24 protein-coding genes are annotated in these 21,754 nt (G+C 30.1%); 14 read left to right on the top strand and 10 right to left on the bottom strand.

Features of this window, described 5'->3' with window-relative positions:
* A partial coding sequence (gene rlmD / locus ACOYLT_RS04625; RefSeq protein ID WP_422852683.1) for a 23S rRNA (uracil(1939)-C(5))-methyltransferase RlmD occupies positions 1-1,115 on the bottom strand: 1,115 nt, incomplete at its 3' end.
* Between the two features lie 77 nt (positions 1,116-1,192).
* Here rlmD and ACOYLT_RS04630 point away from each other — a divergent pair.
* The 8 genes from ACOYLT_RS04630 to pdxH all read left to right on the top strand — a co-directional run bounded on the left by ACOYLT_RS04630 (position 1,193) and on the right by pdxH (position 6,809).
* Positions 1,193-1,738 carry a DUF1697 domain-containing protein gene (locus ACOYLT_RS04630; RefSeq protein ID WP_422852684.1) on the top strand — a complete coding sequence of 182 codons (546 nt, stop codon included), beginning with the start codon at positions 1,193-1,195 and terminating at the stop codon, positions 1,736-1,738.
* Positions 1,739-1,787: 49 nt separating this feature from the next.
* Positions 1,788-2,489 carry a DUF1003 domain-containing protein gene (locus ACOYLT_RS04635; protein ID WP_422852685.1) on the top strand — a complete coding sequence of 234 codons (702 nt, stop codon included), beginning with the start codon at positions 1,788-1,790 and terminating at the stop codon, positions 2,487-2,489.
* Between the two features lie 137 nt (positions 2,490-2,626).
* Entirely contained in the window at positions 2,627-3,907 is a 1,281-nt protein-coding gene (gene rocD / locus ACOYLT_RS04640; RefSeq protein WP_422852706.1) for an ornithine--oxo-acid transaminase, read from the top strand.
* Between the two features lie 18 nt (positions 3,908-3,925).
* Entirely contained in the window at positions 3,926-4,135 is a 210-nt protein-coding gene (locus ACOYLT_RS04645; protein ID WP_422852686.1) for a hypothetical protein, read from the top strand.
* Positions 4,125-4,661 carry a Smr/MutS family protein gene (locus ACOYLT_RS04650; RefSeq protein WP_422852687.1) on the top strand — a complete coding sequence of 179 codons (537 nt, stop codon included), beginning with the start codon at positions 4,125-4,127 and terminating at the stop codon, positions 4,659-4,661. The genes ACOYLT_RS04645 and ACOYLT_RS04650 overlap by 11 nt, the downstream gene beginning before the upstream one ends.
* Before the next feature lie 203 nt (positions 4,662-4,864).
* Complete coding sequence (locus ACOYLT_RS04655; protein WP_422852688.1) at positions 4,865-5,197, top strand: ribonuclease Z; 333 nt, start codon at positions 4,865-4,867, stop codon at positions 5,195-5,197.
* Positions 5,198-5,203: 6 nt separating this feature from the next.
* The gene (locus ACOYLT_RS04660; protein ID WP_422852689.1) at positions 5,204-6,112 is read left to right on the top strand and encodes a ribonuclease Z; all 909 of its coding nucleotides are present in this window, start codon (positions 5,204-5,206) and stop codon (positions 6,110-6,112) included.
* Positions 6,113-6,164: 52 nt separating this feature from the next.
* Positions 6,165-6,809 (top strand): pyridoxamine 5'-phosphate oxidase, encoded by a 645-nt coding sequence (gene pdxH / locus ACOYLT_RS04665; RefSeq protein ID WP_422852690.1) that lies wholly within the window; start codon positions 6,165-6,167, stop codon positions 6,807-6,809.
* A gap of 46 nt (positions 6,810-6,855) precedes the next feature.
* Here pdxH and ACOYLT_RS04670 read toward each other — a convergent pair whose 3' ends face one another.
* The 4 genes from ACOYLT_RS04670 to ACOYLT_RS04685 form a co-directional block, all read right to left on the bottom strand.
* Positions 6,856-7,452 (bottom strand): exonuclease domain-containing protein, encoded by a 597-nt coding sequence (locus tag ACOYLT_RS04670; protein ID WP_422852691.1) that lies wholly within the window; start codon positions 7,450-7,452, stop codon positions 6,856-6,858.
* Between the two features lies 1 nt (position 7,453).
* Positions 7,454-9,370, bottom strand: coding sequence for a DUF294 nucleotidyltransferase-like domain-containing protein (locus tag ACOYLT_RS04675; RefSeq protein ID WP_422852692.1), 1,917 nt, complete (start codon positions 9,368-9,370; stop codon positions 7,454-7,456).
* Positions 9,371-9,607: 237 nt separating this feature from the next.
* Positions 9,608-11,134 (bottom strand): DEAD/DEAH box helicase, encoded by a 1,527-nt coding sequence (locus tag ACOYLT_RS04680; protein ID WP_422852693.1) that lies wholly within the window; start codon positions 11,132-11,134, stop codon positions 9,608-9,610.
* 77 nt (positions 11,135-11,211) lie between these two features.
* Positions 11,212-11,727: a DUF6155 family protein gene (locus tag ACOYLT_RS04685; RefSeq protein ID WP_422852694.1), complete on the bottom strand. Its 516-nt coding sequence runs from the start codon at positions 11,725-11,727 to the stop codon at positions 11,212-11,214.
* Positions 11,728-11,823: 96 nt separating this feature from the next.
* On the opposite strand from ACOYLT_RS04685, the gene ACOYLT_RS04690 reads away from it, so the two are divergent.
* Together ACOYLT_RS04690 and ACOYLT_RS04695 are read left to right on the top strand one after the other, a co-directional pair.
* Positions 11,824-12,102, top strand: a complete 279-nt coding sequence (locus ACOYLT_RS04690) for a DUF3817 domain-containing protein (RefSeq protein ID WP_422852707.1) — start codon at positions 11,824-11,826, stop codon at positions 12,100-12,102.
* Positions 12,095-13,354 (top strand): mechanosensitive ion channel family protein, encoded by a 1,260-nt coding sequence (locus ACOYLT_RS04695; protein WP_422852695.1) that lies wholly within the window; start codon positions 12,095-12,097, stop codon positions 13,352-13,354. The genes ACOYLT_RS04690 and ACOYLT_RS04695 overlap by 8 nt, the downstream gene beginning before the upstream one ends.
* Here the strand turns inward: ACOYLT_RS04695 and ACOYLT_RS04700 are convergent.
* Positions 13,351-13,740 carry an acyl-CoA thioesterase gene (locus ACOYLT_RS04700; RefSeq protein ID WP_422852696.1) on the bottom strand — a complete coding sequence of 130 codons (390 nt, stop codon included), beginning with the start codon at positions 13,738-13,740 and terminating at the stop codon, positions 13,351-13,353. The two genes, ACOYLT_RS04695 and ACOYLT_RS04700, sit on opposite strands and share 4 nt — an antisense overlap.
* Before the next feature lie 137 nt (positions 13,741-13,877).
* On the opposite strand from ACOYLT_RS04700, the gene ACOYLT_RS04705 reads away from it, so the two are divergent.
* Positions 13,878-15,239: an OmpA family protein gene (locus ACOYLT_RS04705; protein ID WP_422852698.1), complete on the top strand. Its 1,362-nt coding sequence runs from the start codon at positions 13,878-13,880 to the stop codon at positions 15,237-15,239.
* An 80-nt stretch (positions 15,240-15,319) separates the two neighbouring features.
* The gene (locus tag ACOYLT_RS04710; protein ID WP_422852699.1) at positions 15,320-15,715 is read left to right on the top strand and encodes a glyoxalase; all 396 of its coding nucleotides are present in this window, start codon (positions 15,320-15,322) and stop codon (positions 15,713-15,715) included.
* A gap of 3 nt (positions 15,716-15,718) precedes the next feature.
* Here the strand turns inward: ACOYLT_RS04710 and ACOYLT_RS04715 are convergent, their stop codons facing one another.
* Genes ACOYLT_RS04715 through ACOYLT_RS04730 form a run of 4 tightly spaced genes read right to left on the bottom strand, consistent with a single transcriptional unit; the run spans position 15,719 to position 18,884 of the window.
* Positions 15,719-16,261: a hypothetical protein gene (locus ACOYLT_RS04715; protein WP_422852700.1), complete on the bottom strand. Its 543-nt coding sequence runs from the start codon at positions 16,259-16,261 to the stop codon at positions 15,719-15,721.
* Between the two features lie 18 nt (positions 16,262-16,279).
* A complete protein-coding gene (locus ACOYLT_RS04720) occupies positions 16,280-16,771 on the bottom strand; it encodes a hypothetical protein (protein ID WP_422852701.1) in 492 nt (163 codons plus the stop codon).
* Positions 16,772-16,827: 56 nt separating this feature from the next.
* Positions 16,828-18,210, bottom strand: coding sequence for a sensor histidine kinase (locus ACOYLT_RS04725; protein ID WP_422852702.1), 1,383 nt, complete (start codon positions 18,208-18,210; stop codon positions 16,828-16,830).
* Positions 18,211-18,218: 8 nt separating this feature from the next.
* On the bottom strand, positions 18,219-18,884 hold the full coding sequence (locus tag ACOYLT_RS04730; protein WP_422852703.1) for a response regulator transcription factor: 666 nt from the start codon (positions 18,882-18,884) through the stop codon (positions 18,219-18,221).
* Between the two features lie 304 nt (positions 18,885-19,188).
* On the opposite strand from ACOYLT_RS04730, the gene ACOYLT_RS04735 reads away from it, so the two are divergent.
* Together ACOYLT_RS04735 and eptA are read left to right on the top strand one after the other, a co-directional pair.
* Entirely contained in the window at positions 19,189-20,061 is an 873-nt protein-coding gene (locus tag ACOYLT_RS04735; RefSeq protein ID WP_422852704.1) for a phosphatase PAP2 family protein, read from the top strand.
* Positions 20,048-21,568, top strand: coding sequence for a phosphoethanolamine--lipid A transferase EptA (gene eptA, locus ACOYLT_RS04740; protein WP_422852705.1), 1,521 nt, complete (start codon positions 20,048-20,050; stop codon positions 21,566-21,568). The genes ACOYLT_RS04735 and eptA overlap by 14 nt, the downstream gene beginning before the upstream one ends.
* Positions 21,569-21,754 lie beyond the last annotated feature (186 nt).

A 21,754-nucleotide genomic window follows, 5' to 3' on the forward strand; every position in this document is an offset into this window, starting at 1 on the left:
GTGATGTTATTGCGTTTGGCATTTTCATTGGCATCGATAATAGCTTCGGGAACGGCTTCAACACCAATTACTTTTTTAGCTTTTTTAGAAACAAATTGCGCAATAGTTCCAGTACCCGTATATAAATCATAAACGACTTCATTACCTGTTAAACCTGCAAATTCTCGAGTAATTTTGTAGAGTTCAAACGCTTGGTCAGAGTTGGTTTGGTAAAACGATTTGGCATTAATACTAAAATGCAATCCTTCCATTTCTTCCAAAATATACTCTCTACCTTTGAAGAGTTTGATGTCTTGGTCATAGAGCGTGTCATTGGCTTTACCATTAATTACATATTGGAGCGAGGTAATCTTTGGAAACGATGCGTAAATATAATCCAACAACAACTCACGCTGTTTTTTATCTTCCTGAAAAAACTGTATAAGCACCATGATTTCTCCTGTTGATGCCGTTCTAATCATTAGCGTACGCAATAATCCTTCGTGATTACGGGCATTGAAAAACGTCATATTATTATGAACCGCAAATTCGCGAATTGCATTACGAATTTCATTCGATGGATCTTCCTGCAAGTGGCATTTCTTGATGTCTAAAATCTTATCCCACATTCTTGGAATATGGAAACCCAATGCTGGTTTTTTGCTCAAGGAACTATCTTCGGATTGAATTTCTTTTTCGGATAACCATCGCGTGTCTGAAAAACCAAACTCCATTTTGTTTCTATAAAAAAACTGCTTAGCAGAACCTAAAATTGGTTCAAATGTTGGCAATTCTATTTTTCCAATGCGTTTTAAGTTGTTGAAAACCTCTTGGTTTTTGTAAAACAATTGCTTGTCATAGTTCATGTTTTGCCATTTGCAGCCGCCACAAGCACCAAAATGTTGGCACACGGGCTCAATTCTATCAACAGAATAGTGATGAAACTTGATGGCTTTACCCTCGTAATACGATTTTCTTTTTTTGAAGGTTTGCACATCTACCACATCGCCTGGAACGACATTGGGTATAAAGATGACTTGCCCTTCGGGTGCTTTAGCTACCGATACGCCTTTGGCACCAGCATCAAGAATGGTTATATTTTCAAATATGACTTTGTTGGTTACTTTTCTTCCCATGAGGCAAAAATAAACTATTGATTAAAACTTGATAGCTATTTAATAAAAAAATATAAATTTATAGAAAATTACTAATGATGAAAACCCACCTCGCTCTTCTTCGCGGCATCAACGTTTCTGGTCATAAAATGATTAATATGGTGGCTTTAAAAAAAGCCCTTGAAAGTATAGGGTTTACTAATGTGGTTACTTATATCCAATCAGGGAATGTGTTTGTGAATACTGAGGAGGAAAATCGAGCCAAAGTTGGTTTTATGATTAAACAGGAAATCTTCAAAGAATTTGGACATGATGTGCCCGTGATTGTTATTGGTCAAGAGGATTTGCAAGCGTGTTTAGACAGAAATGAGTTTTTGAATGACGAAGGTGTCGATTTGAAGAAATTATATGTTTCCTTTATTACTTCCGAGTTGCCAGAGAATATGATAACCCAACTCAACTTGAACTTTATCAAACCCGATGAAATTCAACTGGATGGTAAAAGAATTTATTTGAAATATGATGTTTCTCCCGCCAAAACTAGGTTGGACAACAAATGGATAGAGAAGAGTATGAATGTGGTTTCTACTACCAGAAATTGGAATACAGTTAATAAGTTGTTGGAAATGTTCAAAGCCGTTTAACATTGTTTAAATTTGTTGTAAAGGAATAAAACAACTTTATACCAATACCATGAGTGCAACAACCACTTTTAAAAGTAGTATTTCAGGATTAGAATTTCCAAAACGTGAAAAAGTATTAGGAATATCAATTCGCTCTTCAATAGTAGCTTTGATTAAAAATGAGCATCCTAATTTTGACAAGGACAGTAGCATTGCCAAAAGCGAACTCAATATTTACAGAGAAAAATACATTTCACAATTTTTGAAATCTGAAGCAGGTGAGTTGTCTGTTTTGCACAAAAAAATCATCAAGTCATTGTCAGAGGATAAATCGTTTGTATCAAAAGTGGAAGATGAAATTGACAATAGAACTTTTGGGCAAAAAGTTGCCGATGGAGTGGCTGATTTTGGTGGAAGTTGGAAGTTTATTATTTTGTTTTTTATATTTATTCTCGTTTGGATTGCATCGAATGTATTTTTGCTTTTAAACAAAGGATTTGACCCTTATCCATTTATTTTGTTGAACTTGATTTTGTCGTGTCTTGCCGCATTGCAAGCGCCAGTTATCATGATGAGCCAAAATCGTCAGGAGGAAAAAGATAGAGAACGTGCTAAGAAAGACTACATGATTAACTTAAAATCGGAACTCGAAATCAGAATGTTAGACGAAAAATTAGATCATCTAATTATGCATCAACAGCAAGAACTCATTGAAATACAAAAAGTTCAAATCGAAATGATGAATGACATTTTAGAGAGAATAAAGAAATAGTTTATGTTTTAAAGATCTTAAAAGGTTTAACAATCTTAAATTTTTAAACTCTTAAACTTTTTATACTTTTACCGAAATTATGGATGATTTCTCTCCAAAAAGAAGGAATTGATATTACAGAATTTAAAATAAAAAAAATGTCAGTTTTAGAAAAATTAACTTCTCCTGATGCCATTGCATTAGAAGATAAATATGGAGCACACAATTACCATCCATTACCAGTTGTATTAAATAGAGGCGAAGGTGTTTATGTTTGGGATGTTGAAGGTAAAATGTATTATGATTTTCTTTCGGCCTATTCTGCGGTCAACCAAGGTCATTGTCATCCAAAGATAGTTGGCGCTATGATAGAACAAGCACAAACGTTGACACTCACGTCACGTGCTTTTTACAACGATAAATTAGGAGTTTACGAAGAGTACGTCACCAAGTATTTTGGTTTTGATAAAGTGTTGCCTATGAATACAGGAGCCGAAGCTGTGGAAACCGCTTTAAAGCTTTGTAGAAAATGGGCTTATGAAATGAAAGGCATTCCCGAAAATGAAGCTCAAATTATTGTGTGCGATGGCAATTTTCATGGAAGAACCACTACAATTATTTCATTTTCTAATGATGAAAATGCCCGTAAAAACTTTGGTCCCTATACAGCTGGATTTATAAAAATAGCTTACGATGATATTGAGGCTTTAGAAAAAGCAATTACATCTTCCAATAATATTGCAGGTTTCTTAGTAGAACCTATTCAAGGTGAAGCAGGAGTTTTTATGCCAAGTGAAGATTATCTGGCGAAAGCTAAGGCATTGTGTTTTGCTAATAATGTTTTGTTTATAGCAGACGAAGTGCAAACAGGCATTGCAAGAACGGGTTCTTTATTAGCCGTTTGTGGTAATTGTACTTGTGAAAATAAATGTGAACAACAAGCCAGTTATGTAACACCCGATATTTTGATTTTAGGAAAAGCCATTTCTGGCGGTGCTTATCCTGTATCGGCGGTTTTAGCTAATGATGCCATTATGAATGTGATTAGACCAGGACAACATGGTTCCACTTTTGGAGGAAATCCAATTGCAGCTGCAGTAGCCATGGCCGCTTTGGATGTTGTAACCGATGAAAATTTAGCTCAAAACGCAAGACGACTTGGAAAAATATTTAGAACTGAAATTGGGAGATATATTGAGACTTCCACTATAGCTACATTAGTTCGAGGAAAAGGATTGTTGAATGCAGTGGTAATTAACGATACAGAAGAAAGCGATACGGCATGGAATATCTGTATGAAATTAGCAGAAAATGGTTTGTTAGCCAAGCCAACTCACGGAAACATAATTCGTTTTGCGCCGCCATTGGTAATGACAGAAGCGCAATTATTAGATTGTGTTGCTATAATTATTTCCACTTTGAAAGAATTTGAAAAGTAAAATTTTAAATTATCCACCATGAAAAAATTGGTTTTGCCTATTATGTTAGTAGCTATTGTAGTTGGATTATATGAACAAACCAAAGACAAACCAAATATTTATATATTAATAATCACCATCATTGCTTTTATGTATGGCATGATGCAATTGAGTGCTAAAACATTGCATCATAATAATCATGATATCGAAGAGGAAGAAAATATAGAAAAGGAAGAAGATGTTAAATAAAGGAGATAAAGTTTCTGTGCTAGACGATGCAATTGATGGAATTGTTGTTGACATAAAAGGAAGTGAAGTTACAATTGAAACTTTAGATGGTTTTAACTTAATTTTTAAAAGTAATCAGCTAATTAGAAATGAAGGTTCTATGAGCTTTAATTTTAATAAGAATCAAATCATTAGTAAAAAGGAAGTAGCTAAACCTAACTATAGTAACAAAGAAAAGAAATCTAAAAAGGAAAACCCAATTCCTGAGTTTGATTTGCATATCGAAAAATTAGTTAAAAGTTATAAAGCGATGAGTAACTATGAAATATTAACGTTGCAATCAGAAACAGCAAAAAAACATATAGAGTTTGCAATTAGAAACAGGATTCCTAAAATTGTTTTCATTCATGGAGTCGGTGATGGTGTTTTAAAATCTGAAATCGATTTTATGTTAGGCAGATATGATAATATAACTTTTCAAGATGCTAATTATCAAAAATATGGATTAGGAGCCACGGAAATCTATTTCAAACAAAACATAAAATAATCCCACATTTGATTTAGACTTTTTTATTTTTTATGGTTTTTAACACTTTGACTTTACTCAAGTCTTAAAAAAAACAAACAGAACTATTCCAAGTTTTCTGAGTAGTTTTTCTCGGTAAACAAACCTAAAATATCCTATAAATTTGGTATTTTATTAAAAAAAACGTAGTAAATTAGTAACTTAGCAAAAAGTATAAATTAAAGATGGAAGTTGAACAAAGAGGCCCTATTACCATCATCAAGAATACCCAATTCAGTACTAAAGAGTTTTATCAAAAGTTACAGCATGAATACAATAGTTTTAAAACTCAAAATTTAATAATTGATTTATCGCATGATAAAGCTATAACAATAAAGGATATTAATTTATTCTTAGAAATAATAAAATCTCATTCCAAATTAAAAAAATCATTAGTATTCGTAACTGATGTTATTAATTTTAATGATGTTTCAGAAAGAATAACAGTTGTCCCTACTATATTAGAAGCCCATGATATTATAGAAATGGAAGAAATAGAACGTGATTTAGGATTTTAATTAAAAATGAAATTAACAATCTTAGGCTGTTATGCAGCTACACCCAGAACCATTACTAATCCGACGGCTCAAGTATTAGAAATTCGAAACAGAATGTTTTTAATCGACTGTGGCGAAGGAACACAAGTTCAGTTGCGAAAAAATAAACTCAAGTTTTCAAAAATCAATCATATTTTCATCTCTCACTTACATGGTGACCATTTCTATGGATTAGTAGGTTTGATTTCGACTTTTATGTTACTAAATCGCCAAACAGATTTACATGTTTATGGACCAAAAGGAATTAAAGAGATTATATTACTTCAATTACGCTATTCTAATTCGTTTACAGGTTATAATTTACATTTTCATGAATTAACCTCTACTGAAAGTAAAATTATTTATGAAGATGAAAAAGTATTAGTAAAAACTATTCCATTAAAACACAGAATTTATACTAATGGATTTTTGTTTCAAGAAAAAATTGGTGATAGAAAATTAAATATAGATGCTGTTCAACAATATAAAATTGACACTTGCTATTTTCAAAAAATTAAAAATGGGAAAGATATTGTTCTTGATAATGGAACTGTTATTCCTAATAATGAACTAACATTTGATCCTATTCCCGTAAAAAGTTATGCTTTTTGTAGTGATACTAAATACGATGAAACAATTATTCCACTGATAAAAGATGTGGATGTCCTTTATCATGAAACAACTTTTTTAGAAACAGAAGCAGACAAAGCTGAAAAAACTATGCATAGTACAGCAAAAGAAGCTGCACTAATAGCAATGAAATCAAATGCAAAACAATTGCTCTTAGGACATTATAGTACTCGATATGCTACTATTGAATTGTTTAAAGAAGAAGCATCAACTATTTTTCAAAATGTCTTATTAGCTGAAGATGGGAAAACCTTTGACTTTGATTAAAGAATTATCTAATTAATCTAATTAGCTTTGTATTTAAATACTACACATTTATATGAAAGATTTAGGCAATTATAGAAAATCCTACGATAAAAGTGAACTTCTTGAAACCAATATTCCAGAAGATCCAATCAACCTATTTAATAAATGGTTCTATGAAACCGAGGGTTTTGGTGGGGTAGAAGAGGTAAATGCTATGACCGTTGCTACAATAGGACTTGATGGATTTCCTAAGAGTAGGGTAGTGCTATTAAAAAAATTTGATGAGAACGGTTTTATTTTCTATACCAATTATAATTCGGAAAAAGGAAAAGCAATTAGCAACAATCCAAATATTTGTTTATCATTCTTTTGGCATAGCATGGAAAGACAAGTTATCATAAAAGGTATTGCAGAAAAAACAGATGAAATAGTTTCAGATAATTATTTTGATTCAAGGCCACATGGCAGTAGACTTGGAGCTATAGTATCGCATCAAAGTGAAATTATTCCTTCAAGAATGTTTTTAGAAAATAAATTGAAAGAGTTAGAAAAAGAATGTAAAGGAAAAGAAATACCAAGACCCAAAAACTGGGGAGGATTTTTGGTTAGACCTATTGAAGTTGAGTTTTGGCAAGGAAGACCTAATAGATTACATGATAGAATTCGTTTTCAATTACAAGATAATTTCAGCTGGAAAATAGATAGATTATCACCTTAAAATTATTATTATTTTTTATTACTGTACAATTACTCATTGAGTGTTTTTATTTAAATCCTAATCTAGATTTAAGTTTAAGAAATAATAATGCAATAGAATAGGCATCTTCGGAAACTGATTTTTTTTCACTTAAAGGAATTTTATAGTAATTACTAATCTCTTGTAATGAAAAGTATTTATTAGTAACATCTAGCAGTTTTTGATGCATTATTTCGATATCTAAAGCTTCGTTTTTAAGTTTACCACATTCCATTTTTTCTAGTACTTCATTTATCATTTCAATGTCAAAATGAATTCTGTGACCTATTAAAAATGAATTTCCAATAAATTCTATTAAAGCGGTTATAGCTTGTGGTTCTGCTAGTTTAGGCAAATTACTTTCAATCAAAAATTCATTAGACAAACTATTTTCATGAAGGTATTTGTATTGTAGAATAACTACTTCAAATGTATCACCGATTTTAATAACATCATTTACTATTCCAATTGATCCAAAAGATAAAATGACATCCTTTTTTGGATTTAATCCTGTAGTTTCTGTATTTAAAACCACATATCTATTGGGTTTAGTTTCAAACTTGGCCAAGTAGAATTTCCAAAATTCAGGATATTCTCTATTAATATTTTTAATCCAATTTAACATATTATGAAAATTGTGTTAATTGAAATTTATCTTTAATTAAATCTTCTAAATCTTTTATGGGTTGTAAAGCATTTTTTAATCTTTCCTTATCTACTTTGGTAAGTTCATCAATAGTAATAAAATCTCCATAATTATCATTTTTTAAACCTTCTAATGTTCTAAACTTTGAAAGGATTAAAAAAGCATCAGCACAATTTAAATAGATTTCTGAAAATTTTGGATCAACAATAGCTAATTGTTTAAAGCGTAAATAAGTATTATTGATACTTCGTAAATTATGACTAATAGCAAAAAGACGAGCACCATCTACAAGAGACATTATTGCTTTGTTTTTAATGTCAAATTTCCCTTTATTTTTTGCTTCTTCTTCAAGATTAAATTTTTTAAAGAAATTTAAAGGAGGACTTTTTCTAAGTGCATCATTTCCTAAGTAGTCAAAAAACAATGGATTGTTTGATATATTATTATGTATTACATCAGTTATAGCATCTTCAATTTTTCCTTCACCAAAAGAAATTTCGTAATCAAAAAAGATACTGCTAATATTGTTATTTTTTTCACCTGGATTCCTCATCCAATTATTATATTGTTTTGTCCATTCTGTTAGTGATTTACACCAATGTAAATTAGTAGCCATATGATCATTCGGACAAAATTTATAACCTATTTTTTCTAATATTGATGTGGCTCTTTTACTCAATTTTAAAAAGTAATCTTTAACCTCTCTATATTTCTCAGTTGCTACATCTTCAAAAATTAAAATACTATCCTGATCAGTTAATAAAAGCTGTTCTTTTCTACCTTGGCTTCCTATGCTTAACCAAGCAAATCGGGCAGGAGGTGATCCTAAATCTAGTATAGCTAATTCAACAGACCTTTTTACAATTGCAGTTATTATTTCACCTGAAATATTATAAATATGAGGTAAAGGAATGTTTTTGGCTATAGAAGATTGAATTAAATTAGTTAGTTTTTCTCTAACATTTTTTAATTCATTTGAAGAAAGAGCACGTTTTATTTCTTTGATTAAAACCCCAGGATTGTTTGCTTGAGCAACTATTAAATCATTTTCAGAGATAATACCTTTAACCTCCGATTTATCAGAGCCATTAGTTGTTACACATAAATGACTAACGTTATATTTTAACAATAATAATTGGGCTTCAGCAACAGAAACATTTTCAGGCACAGTAATTACTGGCGAGGACATTATTTTGTCAATCGAAGTTGTGATGGGAAATCTACCGTTTGCTATTTTTGTTCTAAAATCTGAATCAGTAACTATTCCAATTGGATAATTTTGTTCAATTATAATTGCACTATCAATAAGATTTTCTGTCATTAATTGTGCCGTGTCTTTCACGATTGTTGACCCACTTACTTTTAAAGGTATTTTATTGTAGGCTAAGGACTGAAAGTATTGATTTTCATTCGATTTGTTTTCAGTATAAACATTGTCAGTTAATAACTTCCCGCGATTTTCTTTGTCAAAAGGGTTTTGAGTATTGGTTGCAAAACTTTCTAATAAGAAATCAAGTACTTGGGGATTCTCTGCAACAAAAGGCTTAAAAACACTAATTGGAATTGCATATACAAGACTATCTTCACGTGCTTTAGCAGTCATCATATAATTGTTTTTAGCAAAAAATGGGCGCAAACCAAAAACATCACCAGCATAACATTTATTCAATAATGTTTCCTCAGCATCAGCAATTACAGAAAGATTAATTACTCCAGATGCCACTACATAAAAACTATCATGCAGTTTGTCACCAATTTGAAATAATACTTTATGCTTGTCTAAGTTTACAACTCCAATACTAGTGGCAACTTGAGTAAGCTGATTTTCATTTAAATAATTAAATGGAGAATATTCTTTTAAAAAATTTGCAATATTTTTAGCAATTGAATTACTCATGATTTTATTTTAGCCCCAATAAATTTTATAAACAAAAATAAGAAAGGTTATCCGAAAAAAGGGTAGTTGTTAAAAACATTTGATAACTATATTAAGTTATTATTATTGTATTATTTAATAAAATCTATTTTACATAATATAAATTATAGTTTATTAAATATACAATAGAGTATATTTAGATTTATATTGTAAAACATTGATTAACTGTAATATATTAATCATCATCTATATTAATTATTAATAATTAATTTCTCTAAATATTTTCCCTATTGTTACAATTAATTTAGTTTTATAATCTTCAATTAACCATTCGCGATAATTTTTACTTGTTTTACCTAAACAGCTTACAAATCTTAAAACACGACTTTCTATATCATCTGATAGCAACTTTGAAAGCATTTTAGCTTCATTAAATTCCTCAGAATTTTCCAAACACATTACAGCATGTTGTTGTATTGATTTTTCAAGAACTTCTTTTGAACGCCTATTTTGTGCAATTACTTTCTTGAATTCATCTTCAATGTCCATGTTTATTTCTTGAGATTTTGAAAATTTAATTCTTATAACATCTGGCATTTTGTATTTGAAATTATATTCAATTTCGGTGTCATCTCTTAGACTTTCTAAATAATATTCAGGTGATTTAAAAATATGTTGCCAATCTACTGGTTCATTCCACAATCCAAATCGTAATGCATTATTTCCTAAATCTATTACTGTAAAATTATCTTTAAGAGCTAGTTTCCTAGAACCTCTTCCAATCATCTGAAAATACAGAGTCAATGATTTGGTAGCTCTATTTAAAATAATACTTTCTACGGTTGGCTCATCAAATCCTGTAGTCAAAATTCCAACTGAAGTTAATATAGCGTCAGGTGTTTTCTTAAACCATTGTAAAATATCTTTTCTGTCATCTGCTGAAGTGGTGTTATCTAAATGCCTAATGGTATAACCGGCTTCTCTGAAGGTTTCATAAACATATATTGAAGTATTGATTCCATTGTTAAATATCAATGTTTTCTTGCCCAATGATTTTTCTGTGTATGCATGCAATAATTTTTCTTGCATTACCATATTCATGTACAAATCATCCGAAGATTTGATGGTATAATCTCCATTAATACCTACTTTTAAAGAAGTTAATCCTACATCATAACTGTAAGTTATAGCTTTTGCTAAAAAACCTTTGTCTATGAGAGATTGAATTGTGTCACCAACTATAAGTTCATCATAATTTTGATGCATTGGTAATTTAATATTCGAGCTTAATGGCGTGGCAGTAACACCAAGAATAAATGCTTTTTTAAATTGGCTAAATAACTTGCGAAAGGAATTATAATGTGCTTCATCAATGATGACTAAACCAACGTTATCAATCCTCAATTTCTCATCATTCAAACGATTTTTAAGGGTTTCTACCATTGCTACAAAACAAGAATATTCTTCTTGATCAGGCAATTCTTTTATTTTACTGTTAATGATTTTATTCTTAACTTCAAATCCTTTTAGCATTTTTGAAGTCTGTTTGCAGAGCTCAATACGATGAGTTAATACAACTACTTTTTTGTTATATTGTTTTAAATAACGTCTAACTATTTCAGAAAAAATAACTGTTTTCCCTCCACCTGTTGGTAATTGATATAATAAATGATAGTCACTGGGAGCATTGTCTAATCGTTCAAAAATTTTATCGATATCTCCTTTTTGGTAGCCATAAAGTTCCTTCTTTTCTTCAATTTCGATATTAAAATCTTTTTGGGACATGACAAATTTTTACAATTTTGCAAAAATACATCTAAAAAAATCTTACCACCAAAATTAAGTGGTTTATTTACAATAAATTAATATTCAAGTCTTTCTAAAATGGCGCCAAATTCATAACTATTCAACCAATTTTGATTAATTGATTCTTCAGTTAGAGCCACTACCCTACTTTTAAAATCATTCAAGATTCCGTTTTCAATTAGAAAACTAATAGCTTGCTGAAATGAAGTTAGCATACTCTTAAAAAATAATTCTTGTTTGATGATCTTTTCGGAAGAAAATGCTTGAGCAATTTCAATGTTATATAACATTATATCTGCAATGATAAAAACATCAACACCAAGTGAAATGTAATGTTTTATATATTTTTGAGCAATAGATCGTCGCATTTTTGGTCTTTTTCCTTTACTGGGAAAATATTCGTGAGATATTTTATATTTAGCTTCTTGAATTAGTTTGTTTTCATTTGGATTGAAAGCAAAATCGTAATATACTTTCACGTCTTTAAACTTTTCATATAATTCTACCAATTGTTCTTCAAGCTGTTTTTTACTCAGTTCACTTAGGTATTTTTTTAAATTCCGTTTACTCATCCTGTAAAATTATTTTGTAAAAGTAAATTACTTTATGTTTGTTATCTATACAAATCAATGTTATTACTTATTTTTGCTAAATATAAAGACAAATTTATGCTTCGATTTTTTAAAATTATTGCTTTGCTAGAAGGAATTTCATTATTGTTATTGTTTTTCTTCGCCATGCCTTTAAAATATTTCTTCAATAATCCAGATTATATAAGACCCATTGGCATGTCTCATGGATTATTGTTTACAGGATATATTATTTTAGCATTCATGCTAAAAATTGAGAATAACTGGAGTTATAAAAAGTTTGGAATTGTAGCTTTGGCCTCTATTATTCCTTTTGGAACATTTTATATTGAAAAAAAATATTTACGAAATGCATAAACTAGTTGATAGAATATTTAGTTGGAGTTATCCAATATTTAAAAAATGGCATTTAGGTGAAACCCTTTCAGCTTATCTAAGTTTGACTATAAACATTATTGTTTTGGCCTTTTTATCCTATATTATCTACATCATTTTTAGATATTTATTGGTTAAAAGCATGATACTTTTAGCTAAAAAAACTAAAACAAAATTCGATGATTTATTAGTATCAAACAAAACTGCGAAGTACATCGCCCATTTAATTCCTTTACTTTTTATTTATAAATGTGTTCCAATACTATTAGAAAATTTTGTCTATTGGGAGTCAGTTTTTGGTAAATTAGTTGGGATTTACATAGTACTTTTAAGTTTGTGGATTTTCAAAACTATTTTAAATGCCTTTAGAGATCATTTAAAATCAAACCCATCTTTTAGCGACAAGCCCATTGACAGTTACATTCAGGTAATCATGATTGTGCTTTGGCTTTTTGCTTTCATATTTATTATTTCAAAAATTTTTGATATAAGTACTGGAGCAATGCTTGGAACTTTTGGTGCAATTTCTGCTTTAATAATATTAATCTTTAGAGACACAATACTTGGATTTGTTGCTAGCGTTCAAGTTTCGTTAAATGATATGGTTCGTATTGGTGATTGGATAACATTTGACAAATTTGGCGCAGATGGCGAGGTAATCGAAATCAACTTAGCCACTGTAAAAGTTAGAAATTTTGATAACACAACCACAACAATACCAACTTACAGTATGATTTCTGATTCTTTTAGAAATTGGCGTGGTATGCTGAATTCAGATGGAAGACGCATAAAAAGACATATTTTAATTAAAGCTAAAAGCATCAGATTTTTAGCAGAAAGCGAACTGCAAGAATTAAAAAAAATCCAATTAGTTGAACATTATATAGAGTTGCGTCAAACCGAAATAGATAAATTCAATGTTACGCATAATGTTGATAAATCCTTATTAATCAATGGCCGAAACTTGACTAATTTTGGACTTTTCAGAAAATATATAACACAGTATTTACATCAATATCCTGGTTTAAATAAGGATATGATTTTACTTTGTCGTCAATTGCAGCCAACTTCTCAAGGTATTCCATTAGAGATTTATACATTTTCAAATGATAAACGATTCGAAAACTATGAATACATCATGGCAGATATTTTTGATCATGTTTTTGCATCTATACCCTATTTTGATTTAGAAATTTATGAAATGCTTTCAGGCAAGAGCGAATTGGAAGACTAATCGGTTAAACGATCTTTAATATATTCTATTTGGACCTTGCCATGAGGTTTTGGTTTTCCATCTGTGCCTAAGCTAACCATTGTTATAGTTGCTATACTTATAATTATTTCTCTAGTCATCATATTTCTTACTTGACAAGTCAAAGTTAGAGATGATTTTCCAAATTTCACAACATCTATCCCTATCTCTACGATATCACCCTGTCTAGCCGAACTTCTAAAATTAATTTCAGACATGTGTTTCGTAACAATCTTTGGGTTTTCTAGCTGAATTATAGAATACAACGCTAATTCTTCATCAATCCAAGCTAATAATCTACCACCAAATAATGTGCTATTTGGGTTTAAGTCTTCTGGTTTTACCCATTTTCTAGTATGAAATCTCATTTTTATATAATTATTTATAAATATAGTAAAAAGTGTATTAAATTAATTTTCAATATTATGTATAAAAGTTGAATATTAAAATGAAATATATATATTTGCATCTAAATTATAATTATATTTAACTCAAAATTAGAATTATGAAGAAAAGCCTACTATTATTTTTCGCCCTTTTTGCATTTTTTACCAGTAATGCACAAAAAGTTGTTGATACAACACAAGTTCTTGATAGTTACAACAAATGGTCAATTGAATTTGATTTAGGACAAAGTAAAGGAGCAAAACCTTACTCAGAAGGATATTTTGCAAGTGATCCTGATAAATTTTTAGGTGGATTCCAATTAAACCACTATGGAATAGGAGTAAGATATATGTTTAGTCCTAAATTTGGTATTAAATCTCGTTTCTCTTATGATGATATTAAGAATTTAAGTGGTTCTGAAAGTTTACCATTTAAATTACAACACTTACAATTATCTTTTGAAGGTGTAGTTAATGCCATCAGATTGTTTGAAATTCAAGATGACGCTAAAAGATTTGGTTTGTTATTTCACTTTGGATTACAAGCCTCTCAAATGTCACCTATCAGTAATGAAGGATCTGATGGCCTGGGAACTACTACAAATGGTGTATTTACAAATCATATAAATGTAAATAAAAATAAAAAAGAGTTAAACGGAGGCTTAATTGTTGGTATAACTCCTGCCATTAGAGTGTTAAATGATTTTAGTATCTATTTAGATGTAACAATAAACTCTAACATTCGTCAACATTTCAATTGGGATGGTGCTTATGCTGATAGAAATAATAACTTAACAGGAAGTTTGTTCACCACTTCATTAGGACTTTCTTATTCATTCGGTAAAGAAAAAATACACGGAGACTGGGCTATTATTCAAGACAAACAATCTAAAGAAATTAACGAGTTAAATAATAGAATTGGAGAAATTGAAACATTAATGAATGACACCGATAAAGATGGTGTGCCAGATTATCTTGATGTTGAAAATAATTCTATTGCGGGTGTAACTGTTGATACTAAGGGAAGAATGGTTGATAAAAATAACAACGGTGTTCCTGATGAATTAGAAAAATACATTGATAAATCTATTGAAACTAATAATAGTAGCAATAACGCAACAGTTTCCAAAGGAATGCTCGAAAAGTTAATCAATGATGGTTATGTTGCCGCTTATTTTGACTCAGGCAAAACTCAACCAACAAATGCATCAACGGATAATATTGGATTTATTTTGAATTATTTACGTAATAATCCTGAAAAATCAATTGACATAATTGGTTACGCAGATGAGTTAGGTTCAAGTAAACTTAATACAAAACTATCTTCTGATAGATCTCAAAATGTCAAAGCAATTTTAATGAAAGCTGGTATAGATTCTTCAAGATTAAATGTTGTTGGAAATGGAATTGACAATTCTGTTGATAAAAACTCAGAATACGCTAGACGCTTAGTACGTAAAGTATTATTTCAAATCAAATAATTAATTAACAATTAGTTATTAATAACTATAAAATGACCTCTGTTTTTTAACAGAGGTTTTTTTATACATTTAAATAAAAAATGAAAACAAGAGATAGTCATGTTTTAGAATTAAGAGGCGAAGCTTTAGGGGTAATTACTTTTCAATCCTCTAATGAAGAATCATTTCAGAACAAAACCCTCAGACCCATTCTTAAATTACAAAATGATATGTTTATTGCTGTTTTCATCAATTATGCTATTAAGCAAAAAAATGTTTTTTTCAATCTTACTCCTGAAAAAAAATTAGCCTACATTGAAAATGTAATTCAACGGGATATTAAATTTAGAAATTCACTTAAAGGAATAATTATAGGTTTATTTACTATTGATGAGTATAATGATTATATTCAAAATTCTTCAAATTTAAATAAGAGAATGATGAACTTGTTAATAGAGCGATTAAAAAGCCAAGTACAAGTGATAGAGGTCAAATAACTACTATAAATAGTTTCTTTTTATTGCTATTAAATTCTTTTCTGTATTAATCAATTCACTGATAATTTCATTTCTCAAAACGTCTATATTTTCATATTTTAAGTGCTTAGACCAAGAATCATCTACAAATATATCTTTTATGATTTTGATGATTTTAGCAGTTTCATTTGAATTTCTTACCACAACTTTTTCGTTGTTTTCTAAAGAATTCATATGATAAAAATTCACTTCTTGAGTTGAAGTGTTTACTTTTATATAAAATATTTTTGAAGTAGCATCAGTAGCATAAAAATCAGACCATTTTGCATAAGCGATTGTTGTGCTTTGATTTTTAAATTGGTTCAAAGGAAGTAAGCGCCAATAACAGTTTGCAACCCTACCCCAATGATTAGAAATACGGTATAACCCATCGGCAGTAAAAATATATTGGCTTCCTGATTTACTTTTGAAATTGATTTTTAAGTCTTTAACTTCTTCTATTCTGACCTCTTTCCAAATACAAAAGGTATAGGAATGAAAATTATGTTTATTGTATTTATTTAACATTTAAATAAAATAAATAAATTAATCATTATTTTCCAAGTGTTCAGGATTTGATACTGAAGTGGTGTTAGCATTTGTCCTAATTTCAGTATGACGAACTTCTCCTCCGCTTGTTCCAACTTGTTGCGCTAAAAATACTCCAACTGCAGCTATTGCTAATGCTAAATAAGAAATCAACTTTGATTTAATATGATTTTTAAAATTGGTATACAATCCAAGTAATGATATTACACCTAAAACATACAAAACTAACGCTAGTTTTTCAGCAAGTTCCTCATGTTCGTGAATAATTTGTTTTCCAATGTTTGGCATTTTTTCCACTAGTTCTTCTGCACCTTCTCCTGTTCCCATACTGAAAGCTGCAAAAATAGCAGCTACAATAAATAAAATATAAGCTACGTTCTTAACTGAATTATTCTTGAAAATTAATCCAGCTACTACTATTCCAAAACCAAATATTGTTCCAATAATTGGAAAATGGTTTACCACTAAATGCCAATGTGCGTTGTTCATAATTTATTTTTTTTGAATTGAAATCAAATTTATGCTTTCTTTTTTACTATTAAATTTTATTTATTAAAACTAAACTCCACTATAGTTCCTTTACCTTCTTCACTTTCAATTTTTAAATCTATTTGCAACAAGATACACAAACGTTTTACTATAGACAATCCTAATCCAATCCCTTTTATTTCAGGATGTTCATTTGAATTTGAACGATAGAATTGATCAAATATTTTTTGCAAATCTTCTTTGGCAATACCTATTCCATGATCTGAAATTAAACAAATTAGTTTGTTTTCCGTATCTATTATATCAAAAACAATTTCGCCATTGTTTTTTGAATATTTAACGGCATTAGTTAAAATGTTATTAACTACAATAAAAAACAAATAAGAGTCTGTATTGATATAATAATCTTCTGAAAATTGAGCTTTACACCTTAAATTCTTTTCAGTAATCAGTGTTGAATTTCGAGAAATAACATCTAGGAATAACCCATTTAAGAACACTCTTTCAATCTTTAAAGTTTGCTTTTGATTTTCAAATCTCGCCAATAAAAGCAATTCATCAACCATATTGTTTAATCGATTGACTTCATTAATACAAAAATCAATTTTCTCTTTATATTCTTCAGGGTTACGAGGTTTACGAACTAAAACCTCTAGCGTTCCTTTGATAACAGCTAAGGGTGTTCTTAGTTCATGAGACGCATCAGAGGTGAATTGCTTTTCGCGTTCAATCGCATTCTCTACTCTATCCAAAAGATTATTGATAGTTCTGGACAATATAAACAATTCATCCTTTTTAACGGGTAAAGGAATTCTTGATTTCAAATTATCTTTCGTAATAATATTAGAAGTTTCAATAATTGCATTTATTGGTTTTATACTTCTACCCACTATAAATCTTGCAATAAGAAATAATACTAACAATATTAATGGATAGGCAACTGTAAGAATAAAGAACAGATTATTCAATACCATTTTTGAATCTTCCAAAGATATAGCGACTATTAGAAAGCCAATAATTTTTGTACCCTGGTACAAGGGCACTTGTATTTGACGAACATACATATTATCCAACATACCATCAAACAAGGAGTTATTGATGGCCTCAGAATAATAGGTTAGTCTCTTTTTTTTGAGATTTGGCGATTTATTGACTAATGCACCCAGTTCATCCACAAACTGAATAAATGCAGGGCTTCCATCTACTTTGTTAAATTGAATAGCTTTCCATTGTTGTTCTCTAACAAGTAATACACAGTTTTCTTTAACTTCAATTTCTTTTAAGTGCTTGGCAACTTCTAGTTTAATTTCGCTATTTACTTTGACATAAACACTAAACCTAACAATAGCATATATGACAAAAAACACTACAAAGATTAATAATGCTGTGGTAATGATATAATTAAAAGCTATTCTATTTTTAAAGGAAAGTTTTTGCATTTTTCTTCTTAATCGTTGGCTATATAACCAACTCCACGAATGGTTTTAATAAAGTCTTCTTCTACTTTTAAGTTTAATTTTTTTCTGATAGCATTCATAAATACATCAATTACGCCCGTATCATAATCAAAATGAATGTCCCAAACGTCTTGTATAATTTGACTTCTTGAACATACAGTCCCTTTGTTTTTGACTAAATAACACAACAAGTCAAATTCTTTGTGTGTAAACGAAACCTCTTGTTTATTTACTACTACTTGATGTTTTGGAATATTAATTTCAATAGGTCCTAGTGTTAGGGTATCTTCTTCGCTTTTGTCCCTGAGTTGCACTTTTATACGTTGAACCAATTCTTCAAAACTAAATGGTTTTTTTATATAATCATTGGCACCCGATTTTAATCCTTCTATTGTTTCTTGCACCGTGTCTTTGGCTGTTAAAAAAATAATAGGCACTTTGGTGTTTAATTCTCTAATTTTTTTGCAAATTTCAACACCAGTCATTTTAGGCAGCATCCAATCTAGTAATACTAAATCGAATTTTTGATTTTGAAAAAGTTCCAATCCACTTACTCCATCAGAAGCAGAAGATATTTGATACCCTTCCTCTTCCAGTCCTTGTGTTAGAAACTGAATAATTCCTTCTTCATCCTCTATTATTAAAATATGCTTCATACAAGACTTGTGTTTCTTTGTGCTAAAGATAATTCAAAAATAAAGTCTGCCAATGGTTTGCTTTTCTATTTTAACCAAATTTTAATTTTAAAATTAGTACAAACACAGTGCAAACTGACATCGTTTTTCAATTGGATAATTGACAAAAAGAAAACAACTCGAGCTGTTGACTATTTCTTTTGGGTCTTATTTTTTCTTTCAAAGTTTTAGGTATATTTGTTTACCCTAACGGTACTAGTACTATCAGTCGGAAAATAATGGCTGTCAAATCGTTTTAGTATTTTTAAAAACTAAGAATCAGTGTATGGCAAATAACATATTCAAAGAAAATCCATCGGCAATACGTGAAATGAATACCAGTGTCATAACTAATTTTTCAAAACTAAAAGTCTCTTTATTTCTTATCCCTTTATTTTTTATTCTTGCAATAATTCTCTTTATCTATAGTCAGGGAGCATTTTCTATTGAAAATTATGTACAAGTACAAAAGAGCGCTTTCCTTTTTATCAATGCCGAACTATCACAATTTCCCAACATTATCTATAACCTTACCCAGCTTGGCGATGCCATGATTTTATTATCCTTGCTAACTATTTTTATACTCTATGCACCAAAACTTTGGGAGGCGTTACTATCAGCTTCGCTCGTGTCTGCGCTATTTTCTAATGTGCTCAAAAAAATATTTGCTGTGCCAAGACCTGCGGCTCTATTTGACAACAGTAGTTTTACTATCATCGGGAAAACATTAACGGGACACAACAGTTTACCATCAGGACATTCTATTACTATTTTTACGATACTTACGGTGCTTTTGTATGCGTTTATGCCTAAAAAAATTACTGCTAAACTAGCATGGTCTTTTGGCTTAGTGGCTATCGGATTGCTATTGGTATTTACCCGTGTGGGTGTCGGTGCACATTATCCAATGGATGTCATTAGTGGAAGCATCATTGGCTATATTTCTGGGCTTACTGGAATTTTTATTAGTAACAACTATAAACTTTGGGAATGGATTAATAGTAAGAAATACTATCCCATTTTTATACTCTTGTTTGTGATTTGTGGTGGTGTTTTAATCAGCAAAATCAGTAAAGAAAACTTGCTCATATTTTATTTTGCTTTAATCAGTTTAGTCTTTTCTCTATATAAAATAATAACCGCTTATGTTAAAAAATGATTTAAAAATAACTCATTTCGTTCTTGTAATGAGTGTGTTGAATTTCCTATTCTTCCATTTTCCTTTCTTTACATTTGTTATTCACAACATTGATTATAAAAGCTTTAACGGAGTTTTACTCATCTTTAGCTTAATGCTTTTAATGTTAGTGTTAAACGCATTTGTGTTTTACCTGATATTTTATTTATCGCGTTACTTTGGGAAAGCACTGTTGGTTATTTTCTTTATTGCAAACGCTATAGCGGTTTACTTTATCAATACCTATGGCGTCATTATAGACGAAAGTATGATTGGCAATATCCTTAACACAAACTATGAAGAATCAAGTAGTTATTTTTCAATTAAAATGATTGCTTATATTCTGATACTGGGCGTTATTCCTAGTATATACATCATAAAAGTGAAAATCATCAAAGTACCTTTAAAGCAATTTTTTAAAACTATAGCACTTACGCTTTTAGTAATTCTTTTACTCGTGATTGCCAATGCCAGTAACTTGTTGTGGATAGATAAAAACTCTAAAACACTTGGCGGATTAGCCATGCCTTGGTCCTATACCGTTAATATTTCCTTGTTTTATAAGCATAAAGCCGATAAAAATGAAAAGGAAATTCTATTGCCTAACGCTATTATTAAAGACAAACAAAAATCGGTGTTTATCTTAGTCATAGGCGAATCAGCACGTAGCCAAAACTTCTCGTTATATGGTTATACGAAGAACACTAACCCATTGTTGTCTAAAATTCCGAATGTGCATCATTTTGAGGCCAACTCTTGCGCTACTTACACTACGGCAGGTGTTAAATGCATTTTGGAACATAAGAACTCCGATGAACTTTATGAAATTTTGCCTAACTACTTATACCGAAACAATGTAGAAGTAATATGGAGATCCACCAACTGGGGCGAACCGCCACTGCATATTAAAAACATTCAAAACAGAGAATTCTTGAAATCCCATAACAAAGGCAACAACATTGAATATGATGAAATCCTTTTAAATGGTTTAAAAGAACAAATACTAGCCAGTAAAAAAGATAAAATATTGATTGTATTACACAGCAGTGCTAGTCATGGGCCTACGTATAGCAAGAAATATCCTCCGCAATTTGAAATGTTTAAACCAGTCTGTAATAGTGTAGAACTGGCAAAATGTTCGCAAACTGAGTTAATAAATGCCTACGATAACACTATAGTCTATACCGATTATTTATTAGCTACTATTATTAAAGATTTGAAAGCACTACCTGCCTACAATAGCGCTATGCTATTTGTTTCTGATCATGGCGAATCGTTGGGCGAGAATAATTTATACATGCATGGTTTGCCAATGAGTTTAGCACCTAAAGTGCAATTTGAAATCCCATTTATAGTTTGGACATCTGAAGGGTCTCAACAACTGAAGCCCTACAAGACTGTAACCCAAAACCATGTGTTTCATAGTGTATTACATTTTCTAAACATCGCAAGTCCTATCTATAACGAGGAATTGAATATTTTTAAATAATTAGTAATACCTACCCTAAGAGTAGTTTGACACCTTCAAAAACAACTAGGATGGAGTTGAAGAATACCTTATAGCCTCTTTTTAGCTTTTATTACCTAAAACAAATGCTTTCATTATCTTTAGACCACGTTAAAAAAACACAAAACGGTTGTTAATCCTACTATAATTTCATGGAAAATAAGATAC

The sequence above is a fragment of the Flavobacterium sp. genome, assembly GCF_049318185.1.
In the GTDB taxonomy this organism is placed as follows: Bacteria; Bacteroidota; Bacteroidia; order Flavobacteriales; family Flavobacteriaceae; genus Flavobacterium.